Raw genomic sequence first — 23,703 nt, 5'->3', positions numbered from 1 at the left:
GACGTCGCTTTCCGGAAACATTTTGAGAAAAATTTTCAGTAAATAATGCGTTGAATCCACCCTGATAAGGTTATTTGTGTACCAGACTTACAAAAATAACAATACAGAACCTGTGGAGCATTATGAAAGAGCAAAATCGCACAACCGGGATCGCCCCTTACGGCGGCGCAGCAGGCGGCTGGGGCGCACTGAAAGCGGTTGCCGATGCCATACGCGGTCAGATGTCAGTCAAGCAGGATGTGATCGCCCTGTTCAAAGTTAACCAGCCGCAGGGCTTTGATTGTCCGGGATGCGCCTGGCCCGATCCTCAGCATGCCTCTTCGTTTGAATTTTGTGAAAATGGTGCGAAAGCGGTGTCGTGGGAAGCGACCAGCAAGCGTACTACGCCGGAATTCTTTGCCGCGCATACGGTCACAGAATTGTGGCAGCGCAGCGCCTTGCACCTTGAAGGCGAAGGGCGACTCACGCACCCGATGAAGTACGATGCGGCCAGCGACACCTATCAGCCAATCGAGTGGGAGACCGCGTTTAAAGAGATCGGCGAACATCTTCGCGGTTATGACCACCCTGACAGCGTGGAGTTTTACACCTCGGGTCGCGCCTCCAACGAAGCGGCTTTCCTGTGGCAGCTGTTTGCCCGCGAATATGGCACCAATAATTTTCCTGACTGTTCCAACATGTGCCACGAACCGACCAGTGTCGGATTACCGGAATCGATTGGCGTCGGCAAAGGTACGGTTGAACTGGAGGATTTTGACCATTGCGATCTGGTGTTATGCATTGGTCATAACCCTGGCACCAACCATCCCCGCATGCTCGGCACCTTACGTGAAGTCTCTAAACGCGGCGCGACCATCGTAGCGATCAACCCGCTGCGGGAGCGTGGGCTTGAGCGCTTTACCTCGCCCCAGAGCCCGATTGAAATGCTCTCCCTCAGCTCGACCGAACTGGCATCGACCTATTACAAAGTGCGGGTCGGCGGCGATGCAGCGATGCTGAAAGGCGTGATGAAGATCCTGCTGTCAATGCATCAGGAGGCGCTGAGCAACGGCGAGCCCGGCGTGATTGATGAAGCCTTTATTAATGAACACACCGAAGGATTCGAGGCGCTGAAGGCCGATCTGGAGAGCACCGACTGGCAGCACATCCTGAAGGTGTCGGGCATGGCGCGTGAAGAGATCCAGCACATCGCCCGGCTCTATGCCAGCGCTGAGCGCACCATCATCTGTTATGGCATGGGCATTACCCAGCATCAGTATGGCACCCAGAATGTGCAGCAGATTGCCAACCTGCTGCTGTTACGCGGCAACATCGGTAAACCCGGTGCCGGCATCTGTCCGCTGCGGGGTCACTCCAATGTGCAGGGCGACCGCACCGTGGGTATCACCGAAATACCGCCACAGTCGCTGCTGGACAGTCTGGAACGCGTTTTTGGCTTCCGCCCGCCGCAGAAACACGGCCACGGCGCTATTCAGGCGATACAGGCGATGCGTGACGGTAAAGCTAAAGCGCTGCTTTGTCTGGGCGGTAACCTGGCGGAGGCCATTTCCGATCCTCAGGTGACCTTCCCGGCGATGCGTAAGCTGGATCTGGTGGTGCATATGGCCACCAAGCTCAACCGCTCACACCTGCTGCTGGGCAAACATAACTACCTGCTGCCGGTTCTTGGCCGCACCGAAACCGATGTGCAGGCTAGCGGCGCGCAAAGCGTGACGGTAGAAGATTCCATGTCGATGGTGCACGCCTCGCGTGGCTCGCTGGAACCGGCTTCACCGCACCTGAAATCTGAACCGGCGCTGGTGGCCGCGCTGGCTCAGGCCACGCTGCCAGACAGCGTGGTGGACTGGAGTGCTATGGCGGCCGATTACAACCGCATCCGTGATGCGATTGAAGCCGTGTTCCCGGCATTTGAAAACTTCAATCAGCGGGTGAAAAAACCGGGCGGCTTCCGGCTCTATAATGCCGCGTCGGAACGGGTGTGGAATACGCCATCCGGCCGGGCGCAATTTAAGGTGATGCAGGGGATTAATGAAGATCCGCGTTCGCTGAAGTGCCATGATTTGGTGCTGACCACGCTGCGCAGCCACGACCAGTACAACACCACGTTATACGGCCTCAACGACCGCTATCGTGGCGTGACCGGCCGCCGTGACGTGCTGTTTATCAATGCCGAAGAGGCGGAGAAACGTCAGCTGCGCGTCGGCGATCGGGTCGATTTAATGGCGCTCGATCCGGACGGTAATCCGACCTCACGTCAGATGAAAAACCTGACGATTGTGATCATCGACATGGCTCCCGGTTCGGTCGGCGCTTACTATCCTGAGGCTAACGTGATGGTGCCGCTCGACAGCCATGATACGCACAGCGGTATTCCTGCCTATAAAAGTATCCCGGTGACGATGACCAGGGTGACCGACGAGACAACGACTACGTCGGGCGTACTGCGCTAAATCTTCGATGACGTCGCGTAGTCACCACAGAGGTTGCCTGAGAGCTAGGCAACCTTTTTTATGCGCGCTGCTTCGCCGTGAGCCTGCCGGTTGAAAACACCGTCGTTAAAAACAATAGCCAGCAGGCTAAGATATAAATTTTATTTACCTTATACGTAACTTTTTATTTCGTCAGCAATGCTGACCACTTCTTCAACCGCCGTTAAACACACGCCGACTTTTTAGCCATTGCGTGCTTTTCTTAAGCCCATTTACCGGCTGAAATTATACCTTCGCTCAACCTGCATCATTCTTCCAGACCTCCAGCAACGTATCATCAGGGCTTATCTGTTTATTGCCACCGCTATAACGTTACAAGTTTGTTAAACGCCAGCTTTCTTCTCTGTTTATAACGGATATGCAGCACTTATAACCCTCTCTACTTATTTTACAGCTGAAGGAAGATTGCCAATGACAACGTTAAGCAGACGACGCTTTATGGCCTTTGCCGCCGGTGGCACGGTGGCGCTGGCCGCGGGTCAGGTTCATGCCCATGATAATCAGGTCAGGACCTATCCGGCCGGTGCCAAACCCGGCGGGCGCGATCCCGGCCCACATGACCCGATGCGCGAAGCAGAAAATCCCGACCTGGTTGATCCGCCCGCAACCGACAGCGGTACCTTGCCTAATCTGCGTTACAGTTTCAGCGATGCGCACGTGCGCAAAGGCAGCGGCGGCTGGACGCGACAGGTGACACAACGCGAGCTGGGCATCTCCACCACCATTGCCGGGGTCGACATGCGCCTCAACACCGGCGGGATCCGCGAGCTGCACTGGCACAAACAAGCGGAATGGGCCTACATGACCTACGGAACGGCGCGGGTGACCGCCTTTGATACTCACGGCGGCTGGTTTGTTGATGATATTGGCGTCGGCGATTTGTGGTACTTCCCGCCCGGCGTACCGCACTCCATTCAGGGACTGGGACCGGATGGCTGTGAATTTCTGCTGGCCTTTGACGACGGTGGTTTTGATGAGGACAGCACCTTTCTGCTCTCTGACTGGTTTAAGCACATTCCGCCCGAGATCCTCGCCAAAAACTTTCAGGTCCCGGTTTCTGTCTTCTCTCAGCTGCCGTCGCCGTCAGATGAATATATTTTCGCCGCTACGCCGCCTGACCGCGCCGCCTCCGACAGCGTTCAGGGCGGCACCCGATCCTCGCTGCGTTTTACCCACCGGATGCTGGCTCAGGATCCGTTAAAGGCGCCTGGCGGAACGGTGCGGATTACGGACACCTCAAACTTTCCGATAGCCAGACAGGTGGCTGCGGCACTGGTCGAAATTGAACCCGGCGGACTGCGCGAACTGCACTGGCATCCGAATAATGACGAATGGCAATACTATCTGGAAGGCGAAGGCCGGATGGGCGTTTTCGCCTCGTCGGGTCAGGCCCGCACCTTTGATTATCGCGCCGGTGACGTCGGCTACGTGCCGTTCGCCATGGGTCATTACATCGAAAATACCGGCAAGGGTCCATTACGCTTTCTCGAACTGTTTAAGAGCGACTATTACGCCGATATTTCGCTCAACCAGTGGCTGGCCAGCACGCCGCCGGAGCTGGTTAAGCAGCATCTGCATCTGGACGATACCTTTATGGCGGCGCTGTCGCAGAGTAAACGCCCGGTCGTCGGGTAACCGCAGTGGCCGGATTGCCGGCCACTTTCACCGCATCTGCACGGCCGTTGGCTGTTGCATCCCGCACCCGCGTCTCTTTTCACTGGTCTCTTCCCTCCCGCCGCTGCCTGCGGTTATCACGGTATAAAGCATTTGTCGCCAGGTCAACACCGCGGCAGCGTCGTCTACACTACATGCCTGACTTCACGCCTGACTGTACGCCTGCACATCCCGTGAAAGTTCGCGGTTTATCACGCACGCTCTGGTTTTATTTCTTGCGCTGACCTTCAGCGCTCAAAGGGAAGATTGCTATGTTTCACCTGATTTTCAGCTTACCCAGCTGGTACGTTATTGCGCGCGTCATTGTTCCCTTATCCCTGCCGCTGGTGGTCAAAATTCTGTTATCCCTGCTGGTGCTGCTGGCCTCACAGTATCTGCTGGTCAGCCGCTTTACCTCGGGCGGCATTTTCTCGGCTGAGATGCCGCGGATGATTATCATTCTGTTTAACTGGGCTTTCAGCACCGTGCTGTTTCTGGCGCTGACCCAGATGCTGATTGACGCGGTGACGCTGGTGGCCCTGCTGCTGCGCCATCCGCTGGAACTGGTGCCCGGCGTGCGCTATCTGGCGGTGCTGTTCGCCATGGGACTGGCCACCGTCGGCGTTCACCAGGCCATACGGGTGCCGCCAGTTAAAGACCTGACGCTGGTGATCCCTGATCTGCCGGCGGAATTCGACGGCTATCAGCTGTTACAGCTGACAGATTTACATATCACCCGCCTGTTTAATGCGGCGTGGAGTGCAGCCACGGTGGCGAAAGCGATGACGCTGGGGGTTGACCTTATCGTGGTGACCGGGGATGTGATTGATGGCAGTCTTGAACACCGGCGCGACGACGTCGCCCCGCTGCGTGGCCTGCAGGCGCCTGATGGGGTATGGGCAATCACCGGTAATCATGAGTACTTCTTTCATCAGGCGATCTGGACTGAACATCTGGCTTCACTGGGGCTTCAGCCGCTGCTCAACAGCCATACGGTGATCCAGCGCGGCGCGGCGAAGCTGGTGGTGGCCGGTTTACCCGACGCATCCGCCCCGGCCAGACAGGCGCAGGGACCCGATCTGGCCAAAGCGCTGGCGCATGCGCCAGCCAATGCGCCGGTGATCCTGCTGGATCACCAGCCACGTAATGCCCGCCTTAATGCCGCGATGGGCGTGGCCCTGCAGCTGTCGGGGCATACCCACGGCGGCCTGATCGCCGGGCTGGACCGGTTGTTTGCTAAACCCAACGGCGGCTTTGTTTCCGGGCTCTATCAGGTGGACGGAATGCAGCTCTATGTCAATAACGGCACCGCGCTCTGGCCGGGCATGGCGGTTCGGCTGGGCCGCCCGTCAGAGCTGACCCGCATCACGCTCAGACGGCAACCCTGATTCACCCGGCCGGGCCTGCTGCGGGACACAGCCGCAGCAGGCCCGGCAAGAGTGATTAGCCGCCCTTCACCACCCGCACACGGTGGCAGTCTTCCGGCCCCAGCGGCTCTCCGCTGGCGGATACCACGGCCAGCGGCTGCAACGGCTGTTGGTCCCTGTTATCTCTCAGTACCGAATGGGTCTCGCCTGGGGTGAACATATTCTGCTCGCCCCACTGACGCATCGCCACGATAATCGGGAACAGCGCGCGGCCGCGTTCTGTCAGTACATATTCGCTGTAGGCGCTGCCGTCAGAGGCGGGCCGCAGATCAAACACCTCCAGCTCCACCAGCAATTTCAGGCGTGCAGCCAGGATATTTTTCGCCAGCCCGAGGTTTTTCTGAAACTCACTGAAGCGGCGGACGTCGTCGAAAGCTTCGCGAACGATCAGCAAACACCAGCGCTCACCCACGGCTTCCAGGGTGCGGGCTACCGGGCATTCACTGTTTAACAATGCGGTTTGCTTCGCCATCTTCTCTCCTGCTCTGTTCTGCTTTCGCCTGAGTATATCTTAGTGTCGTAATCTGGTTGCTAAAAAAAACCAAAGCCGTTAATAATGGCCAACCTGGTTTTAATTTGAAACCAAATCCGCAGGAGGTAAAAATGGCTCAGCCCGACAGCACACCCCGTTCGCTGGTATCAGACGGTGACCGTCTGGTCTCATCAACCCGCAGCAAACCGGTGCCGCTGAAACTGGTGATGCTGCTGGGCGTAACCTGCGCGCTGGCGGTGGGCAACGTCTATTTTGCGCAACCGCTGCTGACCGCCATGGCGCAAACCTTTGCCGTCTCCGCCGGTTCGACAGGCGTGGTGGTAACCGCCACCCAGGTCGGCTATGGGCTGGGGCTGCTGTTTGTCGTGCCGCTGGGCGACCTTTTTAATGGCAGGCTGCTGATTGTCTGCCAGCTGCTGATGCTTGCGCTGGCCGTACTGCTGGTCAGCCTTGCCCCGGACTTTTATGCTTTGCTGATCGCCATGAGCCTGGTCGGCCTGATGGCGGTGGTGGTTCAGGTGGTGGTGGCTTACGCCGCCTCACTCTCTTCTGCGGCGCAACGCGGTCAGGTGGTCGGTATGGTTACCGGCGGAGTGGTGCTGGGAATACTTTTAGCCCGACTGACCGCTGGCGCAATCGCCGATCTCGTTGGCTGGCGGGCGGTTTATCTCTCCTCTGCCGCGCTGCTGGTACTGCTGGCCGCGGTCCTCTGGCGAACCGCGCCCGGCCAGAGCGTGCCGATGAAAAGGCCCGCCTGGCGAGCGCTGATGCGTGCCTTCTTCCGGCTATTTTTGGATGAGCCGCTATTACGGGTGCGCGGCATCCTCGCCTTGCTGATTTTTGCGGCTTTCAGCGTATTCTGGACCGCCATGGTGCTGCCGTTAAGCCAGCTTAACTTTAGCCATACCGAAACCGGATTGTTTGGCCTCGCCGGTATCGCAGGGGCGCTGGCCGCCATCCGGGCCGGACGCTGGGCGGATCAGGGATATGGCCAACGTACCACCGGCATCGGCCTGCTGCTGCTGACGCTCTCATGGCTGCCGCTTGCGTGGCTACATCACTCAATCTGGCTGTTTATCGCCGGGGTGATCCTGCTCGATTTTGCGGTGCAGGCGGTACACGTCAGCAGTCAGAGCCTGCTGCTTCATGGCCGGCCCGACGCAAATCACCGGCTGATCGCTGCCTATATGTGTTTCTACTCTGTCGGTAGCGCCCTCGGGGCCAGCGCCGCCACCCGGGTCTATGCCGGCTGGCAGTGGCCGGGAGTCTGTCTGCTCGGCAGCGCCATCAGCCTGGCGGCACTGCTGTTCTGGTGGGCCACTTCAGGTCCCACCTCCACTGACGCTCACTCTGCTGCAGGATCGATAAAATGAAAACCCACCATTTGCTGCTGGCGCTACTGATCACCGCTATCTGGGGAATTAACTTTTCAGTGATTAAACTGGGGCTGAAAGAGGTTGACCCGTTTGTCCTTGCCGGCATCCGCTTTCTGCTGTGCGCCCTGCCCGCGCTGTTTTTTATCGCTAAGCCCGCGGTGAAATGGCGCTGGCTGATCGGCTATGGGCTGGTATTCGGCGTCGGCTTATGGGGCATGGTCAATCTGGGCATCCGGCTCGGATTGTCTGCCGGCGTCGCCTCGCTGGTGCTGCAATTCAGCGCGCTGTTTACCCTGTTACTGGGAAGTTGGGCGTTTCGCGAACCGCTGTCGCGCTTTCAGTCGGCAGGTATCGCCATTGCGCTCACCGGTTTGTCGTGCATCATTTTTCTGACCGATGGCTCTGTTTCAGTGCTCGGGCTGGGTTGCGTGTTGTTCGGCGCTATCGCCTGGAGCGTGGCCAATATCCTGTATAAGAAAGCGAATAGTCATCAGGTATTCGCTTTTTTAATCTGGTCGAGCCTGTTCGCCCCGATCCCGTTATTCATTCTGTCTTATGCTGTTAATGGGCTGAGTGGCTTTCACGGTTTACTGACTCACGCCCATGGGATAACGCTGCTGTCGATCCTTTTCCAGGTCTATCCCAACACCCTGTTCGGCTATTGGGTATGGAATGTCTTACTAAAACGCTATCCGGTTTCGACCGTCGCGCCGCTTTCGTTGCTGGTGCCGGTGTTTGGTTTACTGGGATCGTTCTGGATTTTCGACGAGCAGCTCCCCGCACTGAAACTGGCTGCGCTGCTGATCGTTGTCAGCGGACTGACCATCGGCCTGTATGGCGCACGACTGATGCAGGCGTGGCGCGACAGGCTGGCATCATAATTCACCCCATTCCCTGCCGGGAGAGAAGGAGGACAGTATGATCAGGTTATGTACCGCCTGTGGCACCGCGTATCAGCCCCCTTACAGCCTGTCAGATCGCTGTAAAATCTGCGATGACCCGCGTCAATATGTGCCTGCAGGCGGCCAGAGCTGGATCGATTTCGAGCAGCTGACCGCCCGCCACGCCAACAAATGGACGGCACACGGCGATGCGCTGCTAAGCATCAAAACCGTGCCGAAATTTGCTATCGATCAACGGGCCTTTCTGCTGCGCACGCCGCACGGTAACGTATTGTGGGACTGCATTGCCAATCTTGATCAGGCAACCCTGACGCTGGTGAACGCGCTGGGTGGGCTGCAGGCCATCGCTATTTCCCATCCGCATTACTACACCACGATGCAGGAGTGGGCCGCCGCGTTTAACGCACCGATTTATCTGCACGCCCGCGATCGCGAATGGATTGTGCGAGACAGCCCGCATCTTAAACTGTGGCAGGGTGACGCATTCTCGCTGCTGCCTTCACTGACGCTGTTGCGGCTGGGCGGCCATTTTCCCGGCGGCTGTGTGCTGCACTGGGCTGAAGGTGACGGCGTGATCCTCGCGGGCGACATTTTGCAGGTCACGCCCGGCGCGCATGGTGTTTCATTTATGTGGAGTTACCCGAATATGCTGCCGCTCCCGGCTGCCGCGGTGCAGCGTATAATGCAACGGCTGTCGGGCGTGACGTTCGGCCAGGTTTACGGCGCATTCGAAGGTCAGGATATTCGCCAGCAGGCGAAAGAGGAGGTGATGCGATCGGGGCAAATCTATCTGCACTGTCTGCAGGACCGCGACGAGTAACCGCAGAACCGGGATAAACAGCGGCCCGCAGGCCGCCGTCCGGGAATGATAATCAGGCAGTCTGGAACCGCGCGACCCTATTCCGCAGCTTTCCGGCACGATCGGCCAGCTCATCCGCCGAGGAAGCGGACTGTTCAACCCGAACCGCATTTTACTGGGTGACCTGATCCATCTGGTTAGCCGCAATGTTGATTTGCGCAATGCCACTGCTCTGCTGAAGATGCAGAGATATCACGCATCAGCTGAGAGGTCTGTTCAATGGCGCTGACGCTTTGTTTTACCTTGTCGACGGCATTTTGCGCCATGGAGATCCCTTCCTGCGCGTGACCCACTGACTGCTCAATCAGCTCTTTGATCTCTTTCGCCGCGCTGGCCAATCGCTGCGCCAGTGCCCGGACTTCCGATGCCACCACCGCAAATCCTTTACCCTGCTCCCCGGCGCGGGCGGCTTTGGCTGCCTGCCTGAAAGCTACCAGCGCCGACAGGGTTTCGGCCTGCTCTTCAGTGCGGGAAGAGAGATCGTCGATGCTGACAGCAATCCGGGTCGAACCGGTGCTCGGCGGCCGGCTGTTTAGCGTTATCCATCAAGCTTTGATGACCATATAACGCAATACCGAGCTGATTGGAGCACTGATCGATTTGTTTAAATCACCAATGCTGGGAATCGCGTTCACCTGCACATATTTAAAACGAGACTGGAAGCCCGATATCACTGTGCAATCACGGACATTGCAAGCAGTGAAAATACCAATAACAGTCGCCGTGTAATGGTTATAGGTGCTCTGTGTAATAGATTAAAAAAAGAACAAGGTGATTAGCTGAATCGATCTTATCGGCGCTGTTTAACCTGACTTTAATTAATTACCGCTACTGTATTTTTTATTCTGGCTTGCACGCTGCGTATTCTGAACTAAGGGCCATTCTTGATGACGTCGCTATTAAGACCGGATGAGAAACATTATTTTTCATCGCGGTTTATTGATTTTTTGCTTAACGCCACAATTAACCTGCCGGGCGGCTGGAGCTCTCCGGCGGTCACTTTTTGATCCCTGATGATTAGTCCGCTTATTGTGCAAATTTAATTTTGATTAACGGCAGCGGGAATTATTCCAGGCGGGGCGTCGTCGGCTAAAAGAGTGGACCGCAGCCCCGACTCTTAAGGTTTATTCGCGGGTCAGGCGCTGTGGAGCCGGTCACCGCGCAGACAACAGGGTTGCCACATATCATCAGAATATCTGATCAAAAAGTGGGACATTCTTTTAGCCTGCCTGAACAACTGTGACCAGAATCTGACTGAATCTGTCAGGACCAATTTAAAACTGTGATCGGACTGGCAGAAACAGAATAGTGGTCTATGCTCACTGGCCCGACCAGGCTTCGGCCAGGTCCACAGCAATAGCGCTTACAATAAAAAAAGGAGTGATTATGGATTTAGCAACTTTTGAAGCCAGAACCGGCCTTTGGCCACATATGCACTTTACCGATGTAGAATATGAAGTCTGCGGCGACCGTGTCGAGATTTATGCCATTGATGTCAGCCGTCAGACCAAGAGTAAGCTGTTCATCTGCCGCGTAGTGAATGAACAGCAGGCAAAATCGCTGACCGTCCAGTTCAAAGAGTGGTTGCCTAAACTGCGGCTTAAAAAACGCAAAGTGGCGGTTAACCTTGCACGTCTCAGCTGCGAAAAGAATTTCCCAGCCAGCCTGAATCGCCCCACCGGGCATTCAGCCAGTCGCCTGCTCTGATAGCCGCGACGGCTCTTCTTCAGCCTGATCGTTACCGATCAGGCTGGTCAGATAGCTGAATCGCGGTGGTGGCTAATGCGGGTATTAACGCGCTGTCCGGCAGTTCAAATAACCGATAGTCACCCGCCTCAATCGAGATGTCACGAAACAGCGTAATGTGGATCTCGATCCACTGATTAGCAGCCCGCAGGCTATGTGGCCAGTTGCGCCGTTTCAGTTCAGCAACAAAATCACGGGTACTTACCGTCCATCCGCCCTTACCGCTCCGGCGCATGACCTGACAAAACGCACTATAAATCTCATCCGGCTGTGGCATTCATCTTTTCTCACACAGACTGTATAGATAAACAGTATTACCGATTAACAGGATGATCAAGCGGCTTCTGTTTTCTGCTGCGTCATTGCTGGATGCGCAAGGCTTGCCTGTGGGTTGTGTCGGCCAGCTTCTGGTGGACTGGCAGCTGCCATCCTGACGATCTCGTTCTGTTCACCTTTCAGCTGCGATGACTTTAAGCCAAATCTTAGAAAACGTTTTCATATAAGCGTAACGCGTTGATAAGCAAGAACATAACTCACCCTTCGCTTATTAATCATTTGATATCTAATTAAAAAATCAGAAAAGCGTAACGGCAAAGCTGACGGTTTTGCCCTATCTTTAAATGGCTCTGTAACGAAATCCACTCCAGTTACAGAGTGATCTAACTCCTACCCTTGCCCCCTTTTACAGGGGGCTCTTTTTTTGGTCCCGGTTATTTCCTGCGGAGCGGATGTTTATTCAACATACAGTCTTTATCTCCCGCTTCGCTATCCGCTGAAAGTGGCTGAATCGTCGCGTGATAACGCGGATCAGCACGTGTCAGAATTCAGAAAAATTGCGCATTTATCGATCGAAACAGTTAAGAACGGTTATTTATTTGTAACGTGATAATTCAACATTCTGGGTTATTACCAAAATCACTGTTGTTATTCCGTTGAAAGTAATCATTTTTTCTCTTTATACTGCTCTGGCGCTTTTTTTACGGCTAATAATTAGCCAGCTGAGATATGGCAACTGTCGAAAAAAACGCGTAATAATCAATCAGCCCTTATTATCCGGCGCCTCACCAGGGAAGCCGTTAGCCTATAAAAATATGTTCTGCCCGTTTTTTGCCCCTGCCTGTCTGGCGGGGCTTTTATTTTGTGCCGCTTCCCATTGACTTTATGGCGCTAAAAGAGTCGTCGCCAGCGAGCAAAACGGGTGACCTGCCCGATGGCTGAAGCGAGCCATGCGCCCAGTAGCAGCATTAAAACGCCGCTGTTATGCCGCTAACCGCGTATCGCGCTGTGCTATGGTTGCAAAGCAACCACCAGCCATGCGAGTCCGCCTATGCTTTCCACCATCATTTACCGCAGCCAGCTTACGTCCTGCGTCTCGTCTGAGAGACTGCAGGTGCTGGTCGATCATGCCGGTTCGAAAAATGCGGCGATTCAGGTTACCGGGATCCTGCTATTTGATGGCCAGCATTTTTTTCAGGTGCTGGAAGGCACTATGGAGGCGGTTCTCACTGTCTACCAGCGTATCAGTCAGGACGATCGGCATTTCAATCTGATTGAATTAATGCGTGATTACGCGCCCGCCCGTCGCTTTGGTCACGCCGGTATGGAATTGTTTGATCTGCGCGATTACCGGGACAGCAACGTGGTTGATGCACTGCTTAATCGTGTCACGCTCAATGCCGAGCGGGTGAAAGGCGACCGGGTAGTGAAATTTTTACGCTCGTTTGTTGAAGGGCGTGACAAAGAGACGTTTATTGCGATTGACCCTGCAGAAGAGTGGCAACTGATTACCCCGCCGTTAGCGGATGCACCGTTAGCCTATCGCCCTGCCCCCGGCCAGCAATGTGAATTTGCATTACAGCCGATTGTCGATGTCGCCAACCGCAGGATTGTCTCCTGTGAAGCACTGATCCGCGGCCCGCAGGGCAGGTCGCCAGCGGACTATTTTGCCGCGCTGCCTGAAGAGCAAATCTACCAGGCCGATCTCGCTTCAAAGGACTATGCGTTTCTGCTGGCCCGTCATGTGGGTATGCAACATCAGACCCTGTCGGTCAATCTGCTGCCGATGTCGCTGGTGGTGATTGAACACGCGGTTGACCGGCTTATCCGGCAGATCACCCGCCAGGGGTTACGTCCGGAGCAGGTGGTGGTCGAAGTCACTGAAGATGAAGTTATTTCGCGCTTCGATGAGTTTCAGTTTGCCGTTCGGCAACTGAAAGCCGCCGGGATCAGTCTGGCGCTCGACGATTTTGGCGCGGGCTTTGCCGGCCTGTCGCTGTTAGCGGACTTTCAGCCGGATAAAGTTAAAATCGATCGAAAACTGATTATGGATATCCACCGCAGTGGTCCCCGTCAGGCCATCGTGCAGGCGATTCTTAAGTGCTGCAGCGCGCTGGAAATCACCGTCATTGCGGAAGGCGTAGAGAAGATTGAAGAATGGCTGTGGCTGGAAAGCGCCGGCGTCCGCTATTATCAGGGCTTCCTGTTTGCCCGGCCAGCGCTTAATGCCATTCCGCCGGTAAGCTGGCCTGCGCGGCGTCTTCTGCGTTGATCGACTCTTTTAGCTGAATTTTGACCTTGCTCACACCGCTTCGCTGCAAACAGCAAAAGCTGTGCCAGGCTTAATCCATCCGCAGGCATAACGCCTGACCGGTAATGATTGAGTCCCCTGGATAACAGCCTTAAAGTGGAGGTTCACCATGAATGAAGATCGCATTGGCGGTAACTGGAAGCAGTTTAAAGGTAAAGTTAAGGAAAAATGGGGCGATCTGACGGACGACGATATGACCGTTGTTGAAGGGAAGCGCGATCAGCTGGTCGGTAAAATTCAGGAACGCTACGGTTACGAGAAAGATCGGGCCGAAAAAGAAGTGAAAGAGTGGGAAGATACTAATAAATACCGCTGGTAATACGCTGTTCACGCCGGGCCTCGTCGCGCCCGGCTCGTTATCTGCTCCCGCCTGCGGAGCGCTTTTTTCTCTCTGTCCCGACTTTCTACCTTCATCACATCTCCTGACCGCAATTATTATGGAAATGATTGTTTCTTTATCATGGCGTGGCGCGCATACTGCCGGCATTGTCCCTGTCAACGGGATCTGAATCGCCTGCGGAAATCTTACATGCCCCAACACTCTACCGACACGGTCTGTGGCCTCGTCGGTGTTCTGCCTGAGACGCTGCGCCGCTGGCGACGTGCCGGACTCATGACGTCTCCGGGCCCGGCCGGTTATTCCGACAGCCAGCTAACGCGTGCGCTGTGTGTGCGCGACCTGACTTCGGGTGGGCATACTCTTTTTGATATTCATGCTTCGCTTCGCTGGCCTGCGCTTACGCTGCAGGGCGGCTGGATCTGTCGGGAAGAAGAGTTGTTGCAGCTATTGCGGCATGACGATGATGACGATATCGCGCGTGAATTACGCATAATGGGCGCGAACTACAGTGGCGATGATTATGTTAATCGTTATCTGCGACCGCTGAATCTCTGGTTACGTAGCGACCCCAGTGAAGGAGCAACAGGGCGCCAGCAGCGCTTTCATTCTGCTATTGTCAACCAGTGGGAACGACTGGCGCTGGCTGCCCAGCGTCGCAGTACCGTGCCGCTTTTTCTGGAAGCGGTGAGCGTCACTGATGAAACAGAAATCTGGATGGAGGCCATTCGACTGAATGGACAGGGATTCCGGGTTGAGGTGGCTGCAGTTGCGTCTGGTGAACCCGCCGTGGCGCATCGCCGGTTTGAGCACCATCTGATGTGGTGCGGTGATGGGATCACTCCGCTGATGAAAGCGGCGTATCAATCGATGCTGGAGGCGGGCAAACCGGTAATGCTGACCGGAACCGACACCCGGCTCAAAGCTGAAACTGAAACCAGCCTGCTGGCTGCCAGCGCCTGATGCTGGCCTGCCGCAGCATCACGAGCGGATAAAACCCGGCCGAATCTGACGATAAAAAAGGCGGAAGGCCACCTGAGTCACCTTCCGCCATTGTGTTTACCCCAACAGCTTATTTCTGATGTTCCAGCGTCCGGGGTGCCCCGCCAACCTCAATCGGAATACGGCGAGGTTTCTCGCTTTCCGGGATCTCCTGCAGTAAGCCTACGTTCAGCAGGCCATCCGCCAGGCTGGCACCGGTAACTTTCATGTGCTCAGGGATCGAGAAGCTCAGCCGGAAATCGTGACGCGCGATGCCGCGGTAGATCCAGCCGCTTTTCTCCTCTTTCGCTTCCTCAGACGCGTCGGATGCCGTGGTTTCTTTCTTACCGGCGACCGAAAGGCGTCCGCCGCTCAGTTCAATTTCGAGCTCGTGCTCTTTCCAGCCGGGCACGCTCACCGTCAGTGCATAGCGGACATCGTCAACCCGCTGTAGATCGTAAGCCGGTACCGAGGCGATCTGACTGTCGCCGGTTAGCTGGCTGAACAGTTTATCGATACGGCTAAAGCGGTCTGACAAAACGGAATCGGCCAGCGATGGGAAGACAGAAAACTGATGTAAAGACATGGTGACAACCTCCTGAATAATGTTCATCCAAAAGCTCATCTGACCGGTTTTCAATCGCCGGTCACTACTCCAGATAAGGTCTTTTACTGCGCTTTCAAGCCCGGCAAATAAATTTTTTATTCCAGTAAAACCAAAGTTTTATAAAGATAATATCGTGCCTGTAATCCGCTATTTTTTTGCATGGGGAGCGAGGCAAAAATGCGGGTGTTGGCCGGCCAGTAGCAGCAGTAATTCATATTCACCCTGACTTAGCGGTGTCGGATTTACTGCGGCTTCTTTGGTTTGCCAGACACGCAGGCTGAGGTCGAAGCGCTCGGCGGCACTTTGCTGAGAGAGTCCAGCAGCAAGACGAAGTTCACGCACATTATTCTGAACCACTACAGGCTGCCGGGGAGGACGATTAACCAAAAAAAACTCCTTTGAATGAGGGGGCCCGCGCAAAAATATTTCACGCCACTTTTTATCGAAAGCGAAGCGTGAAGAACGCGGTCCGGACGTTTTGACATGAGAATAATTGACCATTTTAATTAAATGTCAAATGTCGGGCTTATCTTTTAAGTACAGTCAGTGAATAAGCGAAGCGGCTAAATCTGTCGGTAAATCGTCATTTTTCAGATTTTTAGAATGCCTTATTTCCAACACCAGGAATTTTCCTGATATTTTCTCGCGCGTTAATTCAGGGATTATTCCGCTACCCTGCCTCTCCATCCTTCACCAGGATAGTCGGTTTAGCCTGGGAAAATTTTTTCAGGACAGATAACCGAAAAAAACAGAGGAGAATAAATAGATGAAAAACCCTATTCAGCGCCGTATGCCTGAAGACCTGTCGCGGGTGGAGATACGAGAGCAGTGGCAGATCACTTACTGGACTCAGGAGCTTAAAACTACCCAGGATCGACTGACACGCGCCATCCGTGAGACCGGGCCGCAGGCAGACCACGTGCGCGACTGGCTGGAAAAAAACCCGCCGCCACGGCATCCAGAGCAGTCCAAAACAGAACACAAGCGTTAAACGGACTGCCGCTGGAGCATCAGCGCCAGCGTTGCTCCTCCTGTTGACTGCGGTGAGGGTAACTCAGATCGCGGATCTATCCCGGTCTGGGTGCCCTGCTGAATTTTCATCATATAATTTAGAAAGTTACCCACACCTGTCGTCCAACACAGTGACGGTTTTATCGCTGACTTCAATTTTAACAATTAAAATAATCCCAACTTAATTCTCTGCAGAATGAATGATAATTGATTACCAATCGGGTAATAAACGATTAGCCGCTTTGGAGAGTATTGCGGCCTGACGGTGAAAATAAAAACGACTGTCGATAAAATTATCGAATCGTAAACAGGCATCAAATGCGTTAAAGAAAATAATAAGAGACACCCGCCGTCGAGTCACATATCATCGCAGTGAAAACTATAATTACGCATTATTTCCTTTCGCCCGACCCGCACATCGTTCCGGTCAGTTACCGTACAATTTCTCTTTTTATTTCGTGCCGTCACCAGACAGTACGAAGGACACACACAGATGCTAAAAAATTTAAACGGCGACGACGAACGCCGTACCCGTGCTTTGCAGGCGCTCAGCCGCCCTGACGAAAGCCGCGACGATGTCCTCAGGAAATTTGTCAGGTTAGCCAGCCAGGCACTGAGTATTCCGGGCAGCTTTATTTCCGTGCTGGATGATGAATATCAGACGGTACGCGCAGCACACAACTTTGCTCTTGAGCGTTCATCGCGCCAGGACTCCTTATGCCGTCATGTAGTCGACAGTGATAGCGCCGTTATCGTGCCTGATACCTATCTCGATGCGCGCTTTGTTACCCATCCGTTAATTACCGGCGCGCCCTTTATTCGCTTTTATGCCGGCGTGCCGTTAAAAAACCGCGAAGGTATTATTCTGGGTACCCTGTGTGTTACCGATACGCAGCCCCACCCTTTTAGTGCCGATCAGGTCACGACGCTGAAATTACTTTCTACGCTGGTGATGTCGTTTCTGGAGGCGTGGCATTCCGCTGGCTTTGCCGATCCGGTCACGGGCCTGCCAAATCGTCAGCGGCTGATCCGCGATCTGCAATATCTGGCCGTGGCGGGCGATACCACGCCGCGCCGTCTGGTGCTGATTGATTGCATCGATATGTCACGCGCTTACGAGCTGGCTCGCACCATGGGTATGGGACCGGTTGAAAGTCTGCTCAAAGATATGGCGACCCTGTTGCCGCTGCGTCTGCGTCCGGCGGTCGGTGAAATGCTCTATACGGTTGCAACCGGTCGGTTCGCTATTCTGACCCGCGCAGACAGCCGTCTGAGTGCAGCGTGGGTCGCAGGACGTCTGGAAGGGATTAGCGCCGATATGGATGAAGGGCTGTCGGTGGCGCTCACCACGCATACCGGCGAAGCCGACTTTACTGCGGGCAGCGTGCCGGCACCTGAAGTGCTCCGTCGCGCGGTCAGTGCGCTCAACGAAGCCGTGGGCCGGGGAGTGCCATCGCAACGCTTTGACGCCGCCACCGAAATGCAGCGCACCGAAGATTTCGTTCTGATGACCGATCTCAAAATGGCGCTGCGTGACAATATCGGGCTCTATCTGGTCTATCAGCCCAAAATTTGTCTGCACAGCGGTAAGCCGGTCGGTCTGGAAGCGCTGGTCCGCTGGCATCACCCTACGCGCGGTGAACTCTCTCCGGCCAGCTTTATCCCGCTGGCAGAGCAAACCGATCTGCTGTCGACCCTGACGGCCTGGGTGATCGATCAGGCGGTGGATCGTCTGCGGCGACTGCGAAATAACTGTATCCAGCTGCCTTTAACCGTCAACGTCAGCGTGCGTGACTTCTCACGCGAGGGATTTGCCGCCGCGCTAGAGAATAAAATGCTGAAGGCAAAATTGCCAACGTCGCTGCTGGGTATCGAATGTCTGGAGACGGAGCGCATCATTGAAAGTCCGATGGCATTACGCGGTCTGGAAATGCTCAAACAGCGTGGTTTTGGCATTTCGCTTGATGATTTCGGATCGGGCTACAGTAATATCAGCTATCTGCGAAGGCTGCCGCTTGATGTGATTAAGCTGGATCGTTCACTGATCAGTGAGCTTTCCTCAGATACCGCTTCCCGTATCATCGCCCGCAGCATTATCGCCATGCTGAAAGAACTGGATTATGTGGTGCTGGCGGAAGGCGTCGATTGCCCGGATGCCGTGACCTCGCTGACCGAATATGGCTGCGATCAGGCACAGGGTTACTTTTACTCAAAACCGTTAACTGAAGAAGCCCTTAACCACTGGCTGCACTGGAAGCTACGCGGCGAATGCCGTTGAGGCTGCCGCTGGCCTGGCTGAAAATAGCTAAAGCGTTGTCTGTGACAGACAGCGCTTTTTTATTGTCAGCGATCGGGCAGCCCGATCAGGCACCATTCAGTCATTCAAAATAATTGACCTTTAATAGCAAAATAAGGCTATTTTTCTTCTTCCTCATTGCGCCTACTATTCATTCCATCGAGGCAGAACGCCTCTTCCGAATTAAAATGAACTGAGGAAATGACCATGAAAAACATCAAAACTTTCGTTGCTGCTACTGCACTCTCCCTGATTTCTTTCGCTGGTTTTGCCCAGAGCATCACGGCGACCGCCTCTACTCTGGACGCGGCTGAAGCAAAAGTCGCTGCACAGGCGAAAGATGCTGGCGCGTCCTATAAAATCACTGGCGCCCGCGTCGACAACCGCGCCTATGTGTCGGCTGAGCTAATTAAATAAGTGCATTTGTTCTGTATAAAGGCTGCCTGTAAGGCGGCTTTTTTTTTGCCTGCTGCTTTAACGACGCTCCGCCAGCGTCCCTGTTCGCACTCCGCATTATACGTCATTAGTGCCTCCGGTTCAGGCGGACCGGATCGGGTCAGCATTTAGCCGCTACGGTTAAAAACAGGTTAACGGCAAAATTGCCGTTTCGCTTACTCCCACCTGTGATGGTGCAGTGTGTGCGACAGCAAATAAGGTTAGATGCAACATTATTTGAACAATGTTAGCGTGTGCCCGACAATCACATAAAATCGGAGCTGCACATGCTGACCACAATAATATATCGCAGCCATATTTCGGATGACTTTCCGCTTAAAACGGTGCCCGAAATGGTCGAAAACGCCAGCAAAATTAACGCGGCCCACGATGTCACCGGCATTTTACTGTTCAACGGCACCCATTTCTTTCAGCTGCTGGAAGGCCCTGAAGCCGGAATACTCGCCGTTTATCGACGGATCTGCGCCGATAAACGCCATCACAACGTAGTGGAATTGATGCGCGACTATGCACCTTCACGTCGTTTTGGTAATGCCGGCATGGAACTGTTCGATCTGCGCGAGCACGACCGTTCCTCCGTGCTGCAGGCGGTACTCGATAAAGGGACCTCGAAATATCGCCTGACCTATGACGATCGGGCACTGCAATTTCTGCGTACCTTCGTTGAGTCGCGCGAGAAAGAAAATTACTACGAAGTTCTTCCGCCGGGTTACTGGGAATTCATTTCTGAACGCAGTGATGTGCCGGATTCCAGACCGCTCACCGAAGGGGTCAGCTTCCGCCCGGTCGTCGATCCGCTGGCCCGTCAGGTCACCGCTATTGAAGCGACCATTAACCGCCCGGCAGGATCGCTGTCAGAAGATTCAGCCAGCCAACAGCTCTATTTCGACGATCTTGAAACAGTGAAAAAGAGCTTTGCCCATGCCGGTCTGGTTTGCCCGGACGGCATGACGCTCTACGTCAGCCTGCTGCCTATGACGCTGGTGGTGGTGCCGGATGCGGTGAAGCTGATTGTAGCGGCGATTGAGCAGGCGGGTCTGGTGCCTGAGCAGGTAGTTATCGGCGTCAGCGAAACAGCTGTCATCTCCCAGCTTGATGCGTTTTCCAAAGCCGTGCGCGAACTTAAAGCGGTAGGGATCAGCTTATCCGTCGACAACTTTGGTGACGGTTCGGCCGGTTTGTCGTTACTGACCCATATTCAGCCAGATCGTATCCGCATCGATGCCGGTATCACCCGCGATGTTCACCGCAGCGGACCAAAGCAAGCGGTGGTACAGGCGATTATCAAATGCTGCTCGGCGCTGGAAATTACGGTGATCGCAGCCGGTATCGTGCAGGCTGAAGAGTGGATGTGGCTGGAAGCGGCGGGCGTGATTAACTTTCAGGGGACGCTGTTCGCCGCCGCCGGACGTTATGATCCAGAGTCGGTCGCCTGGCCGGAATACCGCGAAGCGATGTAATCACGGCACAGTGGGCTACCCCCTCAGCAGGGCTCGCCGGATGGCGGGCTTTTTTTATCGTGATCCGCTGCGCCTGTTGCGCTATTGATCGCGCACAGCTGACAACCTTGCCGGGAGTGCATACCACAATGAATGTTCACGTCAGAACCGCGGCCGCTACCGATACAGCCGATCTCTTTCACATCCGGACTGCCGTGACTGAAGTTCCCTGGTTTATCCTTCGGGACAGCAGCGCTGGCCTGTGGCTACCTCGCTTAGCCTTCCGCAATCATGGTTATTACATCTAACCACTATAGCGAGTAAAAAGTCAGACTAACCACTGTAGCGAGTGATCGTATCACTTCTGAGATCTGTTTCGCTTTGACATCCCGCAGCACCAGGTGGCAGAGCTATCGACCAGAGCGCGTGAAAAGTCGGCCAGAGACATTAACAACCACTATAGCGAGTGATTCTGCGCAATTATGCTCCTGAGCTCCCGACAGAAGAGTCTTATCCGGCCAAATTTCCACCGGTAACCACTGTAGTGAGTGCCCGCCTACCGGTGCCCCGCCGCCGATAACCACTATGGCGAGAAATTACGTCCTTCCCACCAACGCTGCCCAGCAGAGCGTCAGGCAGCGACTGACACAATAACTCATCGCAGTGGTTAACCCTCTTCGCTGCTTTTCGCACTTAGCTAACCACTGTAGCGAGTAGCCTGAGCGCAGGTAGTCGATAGCATCGCGTTTATAGCCTGTTCTGACAGGTTCGTTCAGTTAGGGAGGCGCCGATTCGACCAGATTTGCGTGGTAATGGCCTGCATTCGTTGTCAGCTAACCGCTATAGCGAGTAAAACACCGCGCGATGCGTGGTTTTTCTCGCCCGTCAGTGTCAGTCAGTGTCATCCTGACAGCTCAACAACCACTATAGCGAGAAGCTCTGCCTATCAGGCAACTAACCACTATAGCGAGTAATAGGCCGCTATTAGCTTAGAAAACAGGCCGGTGACCAGGCAAACAGGAGAGATCAATTCAAATCCACCGTTCTGACTAACCACTATTGCGAGTATTTAACCTGTTTTAGGGTATCCGTTCTCATTTGCTAACCACTGTAGCGAGTACTTAACCTGTATTAGGGTATCTGCTATCAATTGGTAACCACTGTAGCGAGTATTAACTTACTTCACGCTGACCGTTCTCAATTGATAACCACTGTAGCGAGGAAGTAACAGTGTAACTCAACATTTTCTGAACAAAAAATCAGCCGCTATAGGTTAGAAAAACAGCAACCAACCACTGTGAAGCGTAAAGGGGCCAAAGAACATTCATTTCGAGGCGGAGAAAAGAGGAGTCAGACAGGGCTGCCACGGGTAACAACCACTATAGCGAGAATGGTCAAACTGGCGATCGCGATATTATCAGCGTGCCAGAGCAGAGTGTGAACGGAAGGACGTCTCATCAGCGCGCCACCCATAACCACTGTAGCGAGCATCTCTGACGCGCTGACTGCCCAGCAGCAGCTTGATATATGTGCAGCAGAGAGGAAAAGCAATGTCAGTAACCACTAACATCATTCATAGCACGGGCTGACAGGTAAGTGAATACCAGGGGTGGAGGTGAACAACCACTATAGCGAGTGATCTTGCTCACTATAGTGGTTAGTGCTCACTACAGCGGTTGCCCGAAACGGTGCCCTACTCGCTACAGTGGTTAGTTTGCGGCCTTGCTCACATTCTCACTCGCTGCCAGGCGTCGTAGAGCCGCAAGGAGGTTAGCCTTTTTTCTCTTTGCGGATTTTATTCAGTAGCTCTTTCTCTTCACGTGACACCATCACCAACTCACTGCTCTCTTCTTCCGGAATAATATCCGGCAGACTCATATCCATGATCTCTGCATCGCTGTCGATATCATCATAATCATCCATATCATCGTCAATTAAACCTGACTGACTAAGCGGCAGTTCTGCCGGCCGCAGCTTAGGATGTCGATAATGGACCCAGAAGTAGACTGACGAGCCGCGCTTAGTTTCGGTGTAGTCGAGATACCCAATCTCTTTCAACTGCTCCATCGCTTTTCTGACGGTCGCATTTTGCGTGATCACGCGGGAGGTCAGGTTAAGCCTGGCGCGCAGTCGGGCCATGGATATCGGCGCAGGCTTCGGCGGCAGGCTTTCAATGAAGGTATAAAGCGCCTGGGCGGACTCTTTACGCGCCAGCTCATTAATCGCCTTGAGCTGCAACAGCACTTTTCGGTCGAACTGATACAACTCAAAAATCTTCGGATCGGCCTGCAACGTCACAGTATCTTTTTTAATACTGTATTTGGCGGACTGCACCAGGTGAGTCGTGTAGTTTTCGCCGCCTTTGCTGGTAAACGTTAATGTATTAGAGGCAATACGCGTCAGTGATGCGTCCAGACGGTTCCTGAGCTTCGACGAGAGGCGAACAGAGGGAATGCCACACAGTTTGGCGAATTCGACGAAAGAAAGCGTTACCGTGTCTCCCAGACACTCGTGCGTGGCAAAAGCACGAATGATCCCCACCCATGTTTTGAAATCGTTATCCATATCCAGCCGGGCGCCGAGGATCTTGATGTTGTCATACCCTTCCGATCGGACCAGAGATAACTGTTTAAGGTCCTGCGTGACGTCCATCGCATTCATCTGGTTTTTCTGACTGCGCGCCGTGGACTTTAGCGTAGGAACAAACAGACCCAGTCTCATCAGAGCCACCGGCTGCACCGTGTTATTGCTGTTAGGCGTCAGGGTAACAACTTCACCGGTACGTTTGTCTGTTTCGCTAAACGCTTCAGCTATGTTCAGGATATCTGGTTCTTTTCTGGCCATGCGGAAGATCCGTGATGTGAACAAGCGAGAGTCGCCGTTACTCGATACAGTGGATACTAGCACTCACTATAGCGGTTAATCTACTCGCTATAGTGGTTTTTTGTCTCGCCACAGTGGTTGATTTACTCACTACAGTGGTTAGCGATCACCTCCCAGGGCAGAAATACCATGGCCTCAGGCCAGATGGGGATCTCTTAGGA

At 54.3% G+C, this 23,703-nt stretch carries 19 protein-coding genes and 1 pseudogene; 14 read left to right on the top strand and 6 right to left on the bottom strand.

From position 1 onward, the window contains the following. Nucleotides 1-122: 122 nt before the first annotated feature. From AC6I8I_RS23210 to AC6I8I_RS23200, 3 genes are all read left to right on the top strand, one after another. On the top strand, nt 123-2,450 hold the full coding sequence (locus tag AC6I8I_RS23210) for an FdhF/YdeP family oxidoreductase (protein ID WP_497821074.1): 2,328 nt from the start codon (nt 123-125) through the stop codon (nt 2,448-2,450). Nucleotides 2,451-2,900: 450 nt separating this feature from the next. Next, entirely contained in the window at nt 2,901-4,124 is a 1,224-nt protein-coding gene (locus tag AC6I8I_RS23205) for a cupin domain-containing protein (protein WP_312056577.1), read from the top strand. 290 nt (nt 4,125-4,414) lie between these two features. Then, a complete protein-coding gene (locus AC6I8I_RS23200) occupies nt 4,415-5,530 on the top strand; it encodes a metallophosphoesterase (protein WP_312056579.1) in 1,116 nt (371 codons plus the stop codon). Between the two features lie 55 nt (nt 5,531-5,585). On the opposite strand, the gene AC6I8I_RS23195 is transcribed toward AC6I8I_RS23200, so the two are convergent. Continuing rightward, entirely contained in the window at nt 5,586-6,041 is a 456-nt protein-coding gene (locus tag AC6I8I_RS23195; protein ID WP_312056580.1) for a winged helix-turn-helix transcriptional regulator, read from the bottom strand. A 131-nt stretch (nt 6,042-6,172) separates the two neighbouring features. On the opposite strand from AC6I8I_RS23195, the gene AC6I8I_RS23190 reads away from it, so the two are divergent. The 3 genes from AC6I8I_RS23190 to AC6I8I_RS23180 are packed head-to-tail and all read left to right on the top strand — an operon-like array spanning nt 6,173 to nt 9,160. Then, entirely contained in the window at nt 6,173-7,435 is a 1,263-nt protein-coding gene (locus AC6I8I_RS23190; RefSeq protein WP_312056581.1) for an MFS transporter, read from the top strand. Next, nucleotides 7,432-8,319 (top strand): EamA family transporter, encoded by an 888-nt coding sequence (locus tag AC6I8I_RS23185; RefSeq protein WP_312056582.1) that lies wholly within the window; start codon nt 7,432-7,434, stop codon nt 8,317-8,319. Before AC6I8I_RS23190 ends, AC6I8I_RS23185 begins: the two co-directional genes overlap by 4 nt. 37 nt (nt 8,320-8,356) lie before the next feature. Continuing rightward, nucleotides 8,357-9,160: an MBL fold metallo-hydrolase gene (locus AC6I8I_RS23180; protein WP_312056583.1), complete on the top strand. Its 804-nt coding sequence runs from the start codon at nt 8,357-8,359 to the stop codon at nt 9,158-9,160. Between the two features lie 52 nt (nt 9,161-9,212). Here AC6I8I_RS23180 and AC6I8I_RS23175 read toward each other — a convergent pair. After that, nucleotides 9,213-9,618, bottom strand: a pseudogene (locus tag AC6I8I_RS23175) (methyl-accepting chemotaxis protein); the annotation flags it as partial. 967 nt (nt 9,619-10,585) lie between these two features. Here AC6I8I_RS23175 and AC6I8I_RS23170 point away from each other — a divergent pair. Beyond that, nucleotides 10,586-10,906 carry a hypothetical protein gene (locus AC6I8I_RS23170; RefSeq protein WP_312056584.1) on the top strand — a complete coding sequence of 107 codons (321 nt, stop codon included), beginning with the start codon at nt 10,586-10,588 and terminating at the stop codon, nt 10,904-10,906. A 31-nt stretch (nt 10,907-10,937) separates the two neighbouring features. On the opposite strand, the gene AC6I8I_RS23165 is transcribed toward AC6I8I_RS23170, so the two are convergent. Next, complete coding sequence (locus tag AC6I8I_RS23165) at nt 10,938-11,222, bottom strand: DNA polymerase V subunit (RefSeq protein ID WP_312056586.1); 285 nt, start codon at nt 11,220-11,222, stop codon at nt 10,938-10,940. A 1,050-nt stretch (nt 11,223-12,272) separates the two neighbouring features. On the opposite strand from AC6I8I_RS23165, the gene AC6I8I_RS23160 reads away from it, so the two are divergent. The 3 genes from AC6I8I_RS23160 (at nt 12,273) to AC6I8I_RS23150 (ending at nt 14,832) form a co-directional block, all read left to right on the top strand. Beyond that, entirely contained in the window at nt 12,273-13,493 is a 1,221-nt protein-coding gene (locus AC6I8I_RS23160; RefSeq protein ID WP_312056588.1) for a diguanylate phosphodiesterase, read from the top strand. A 148-nt stretch (nt 13,494-13,641) separates the two neighbouring features. Beyond that, on the top strand, nt 13,642-13,851 hold the full coding sequence (locus AC6I8I_RS23155; protein WP_312056589.1) for a CsbD family protein: 210 nt from the start codon (nt 13,642-13,644) through the stop codon (nt 13,849-13,851). A gap of 210 nt (nt 13,852-14,061) precedes the next feature. Further along, nucleotides 14,062-14,832, top strand: coding sequence for a MerR family transcriptional regulator (locus tag AC6I8I_RS23150; protein ID WP_312056591.1), 771 nt, complete (start codon nt 14,062-14,064; stop codon nt 14,830-14,832). 109 nt (nt 14,833-14,941) lie between these two features. Here AC6I8I_RS23150 and AC6I8I_RS23145 read toward each other — a convergent pair whose 3' ends face one another. Both AC6I8I_RS23145 and AC6I8I_RS23140 read right to left on the bottom strand, forming a co-directional pair. Next, nucleotides 14,942-15,436: an Hsp20 family protein gene (locus tag AC6I8I_RS23145; protein WP_312056592.1), complete on the bottom strand. Its 495-nt coding sequence runs from the start codon at nt 15,434-15,436 to the stop codon at nt 14,942-14,944. Between the two features lie 168 nt (nt 15,437-15,604). Next, nucleotides 15,605-15,844: a transcriptional regulator gene (locus AC6I8I_RS23140; protein WP_312056594.1), complete on the bottom strand. Its 240-nt coding sequence runs from the start codon at nt 15,842-15,844 to the stop codon at nt 15,605-15,607. A gap of 379 nt (nt 15,845-16,223) precedes the next feature. Here AC6I8I_RS23140 and AC6I8I_RS23135 point away from each other — a divergent pair, with 379 nt between their 5' ends. The 4 genes from AC6I8I_RS23135 (at nt 16,224) to AC6I8I_RS23120 (ending at nt 20,680) form a co-directional block, all read left to right on the top strand. Next, on the top strand, nt 16,224-16,448 hold the full coding sequence (locus AC6I8I_RS23135; protein WP_312056595.1) for a DUF3606 domain-containing protein: 225 nt from the start codon (nt 16,224-16,226) through the stop codon (nt 16,446-16,448). A 513-nt stretch (nt 16,449-16,961) separates the two neighbouring features. Then, nucleotides 16,962-18,746, top strand: a complete 1,785-nt coding sequence (locus AC6I8I_RS23130; RefSeq protein ID WP_312056596.1) for an EAL domain-containing protein — start codon at nt 16,962-16,964, stop codon at nt 18,744-18,746. A gap of 225 nt (nt 18,747-18,971) precedes the next feature. Beyond that, complete coding sequence (locus AC6I8I_RS23125; RefSeq protein ID WP_312056597.1) at nt 18,972-19,181, top strand: DUF1471 domain-containing protein; 210 nt, start codon at nt 18,972-18,974, stop codon at nt 19,179-19,181. Nucleotides 19,182-19,486: 305 nt separating this feature from the next. Further along, nucleotides 19,487-20,680, top strand: a complete 1,194-nt coding sequence (locus AC6I8I_RS23120) for a diguanylate phosphodiesterase (protein WP_312056598.1) — start codon at nt 19,487-19,489, stop codon at nt 20,678-20,680. 1,749 nt (nt 20,681-22,429) lie between these two features. Here the strand turns inward: AC6I8I_RS23120 and AC6I8I_RS23115 are convergent. After that, nucleotides 22,430-23,503 (bottom strand): RepB family plasmid replication initiator protein, encoded by a 1,074-nt coding sequence (locus AC6I8I_RS23115; RefSeq protein ID WP_312056599.1) that lies wholly within the window; start codon nt 23,501-23,503, stop codon nt 22,430-22,432. Between the last annotated feature and the right edge of the window lie 200 nt (nt 23,504-23,703).

It is taken from the genome of Pantoea sp. X-Soil-YNGN-775, assembly GCF_059730575.1.
The sequence above is the reverse complement of the archived record's forward strand: the minus strand, read 5'-3'. Positions and strand labels throughout refer to the sequence as shown.

What these genes read in the sequence shown, in the direction of transcription:
- AC6I8I_RS23210 (WP_497821074.1), top strand. Translation starts at nt 123, where the DNA reads ATGAAAGAGCAAAATCGCACAACCGGGATCGCCCCTTACGGCGGCGCA.
- AC6I8I_RS23205 (WP_312056577.1), top strand. Translation starts at nt 2,901, where the DNA reads ATGACAACGTTAAGCAGACGACGCTTTATGGCCTTTGCCGCCGGTGGC.
- AC6I8I_RS23200 (WP_312056579.1), top strand. Translation starts at nt 4,415, where the DNA reads ATGTTTCACCTGATTTTCAGCTTACCCAGCTGGTACGTTATTGCGCGC.
- AC6I8I_RS23195 (WP_312056580.1), bottom strand. Translation starts at nt 6,041, where the DNA reads ATGGCGAAGCAAACCGCATTGTTAAACAGTGAATGCCCGGTAGCCCGC.
- AC6I8I_RS23190 (WP_312056581.1), top strand. Translation starts at nt 6,173, where the DNA reads ATGGCTCAGCCCGACAGCACACCCCGTTCGCTGGTATCAGACGGTGAC.
- AC6I8I_RS23185 (WP_312056582.1), top strand. Translation starts at nt 7,432, where the DNA reads ATGAAAACCCACCATTTGCTGCTGGCGCTACTGATCACCGCTATCTGG.
- AC6I8I_RS23180 (WP_312056583.1), top strand. Translation starts at nt 8,357, where the DNA reads ATGATCAGGTTATGTACCGCCTGTGGCACCGCGTATCAGCCCCCTTAC.
- AC6I8I_RS23170 (WP_312056584.1), top strand. Translation starts at nt 10,586, where the DNA reads ATGGATTTAGCAACTTTTGAAGCCAGAACCGGCCTTTGGCCACATATG.
- AC6I8I_RS23165 (WP_312056586.1), bottom strand. Translation starts at nt 11,222, where the DNA reads ATGCCACAGCCGGATGAGATTTATAGTGCGTTTTGTCAGGTCATGCGC.
- AC6I8I_RS23160 (WP_312056588.1), top strand. Translation starts at nt 12,273, where the DNA reads ATGCTTTCCACCATCATTTACCGCAGCCAGCTTACGTCCTGCGTCTCG.
- AC6I8I_RS23155 (WP_312056589.1), top strand. Translation starts at nt 13,642, where the DNA reads ATGAATGAAGATCGCATTGGCGGTAACTGGAAGCAGTTTAAAGGTAAA.
- AC6I8I_RS23150 (WP_312056591.1), top strand. Translation starts at nt 14,062, where the DNA reads ATGCCCCAACACTCTACCGACACGGTCTGTGGCCTCGTCGGTGTTCTG.
- AC6I8I_RS23145 (WP_312056592.1), bottom strand. Translation starts at nt 15,436, where the DNA reads ATGTCTTTACATCAGTTTTCTGTCTTCCCATCGCTGGCCGATTCCGTT.
- AC6I8I_RS23135 (WP_312056595.1), top strand. Translation starts at nt 16,224, where the DNA reads ATGAAAAACCCTATTCAGCGCCGTATGCCTGAAGACCTGTCGCGGGTG.
- AC6I8I_RS23130 (WP_312056596.1), top strand. Translation starts at nt 16,962, where the DNA reads ATGCTAAAAAATTTAAACGGCGACGACGAACGCCGTACCCGTGCTTTG.
- AC6I8I_RS23125 (WP_312056597.1), top strand. Translation starts at nt 18,972, where the DNA reads ATGAAAAACATCAAAACTTTCGTTGCTGCTACTGCACTCTCCCTGATT.
- AC6I8I_RS23120 (WP_312056598.1), top strand. Translation starts at nt 19,487, where the DNA reads ATGCTGACCACAATAATATATCGCAGCCATATTTCGGATGACTTTCCG.
- AC6I8I_RS23115 (WP_312056599.1), bottom strand. Translation starts at nt 23,503, where the DNA reads ATGGCCAGAAAAGAACCAGATATCCTGAACATAGCTGAAGCGTTTAGC.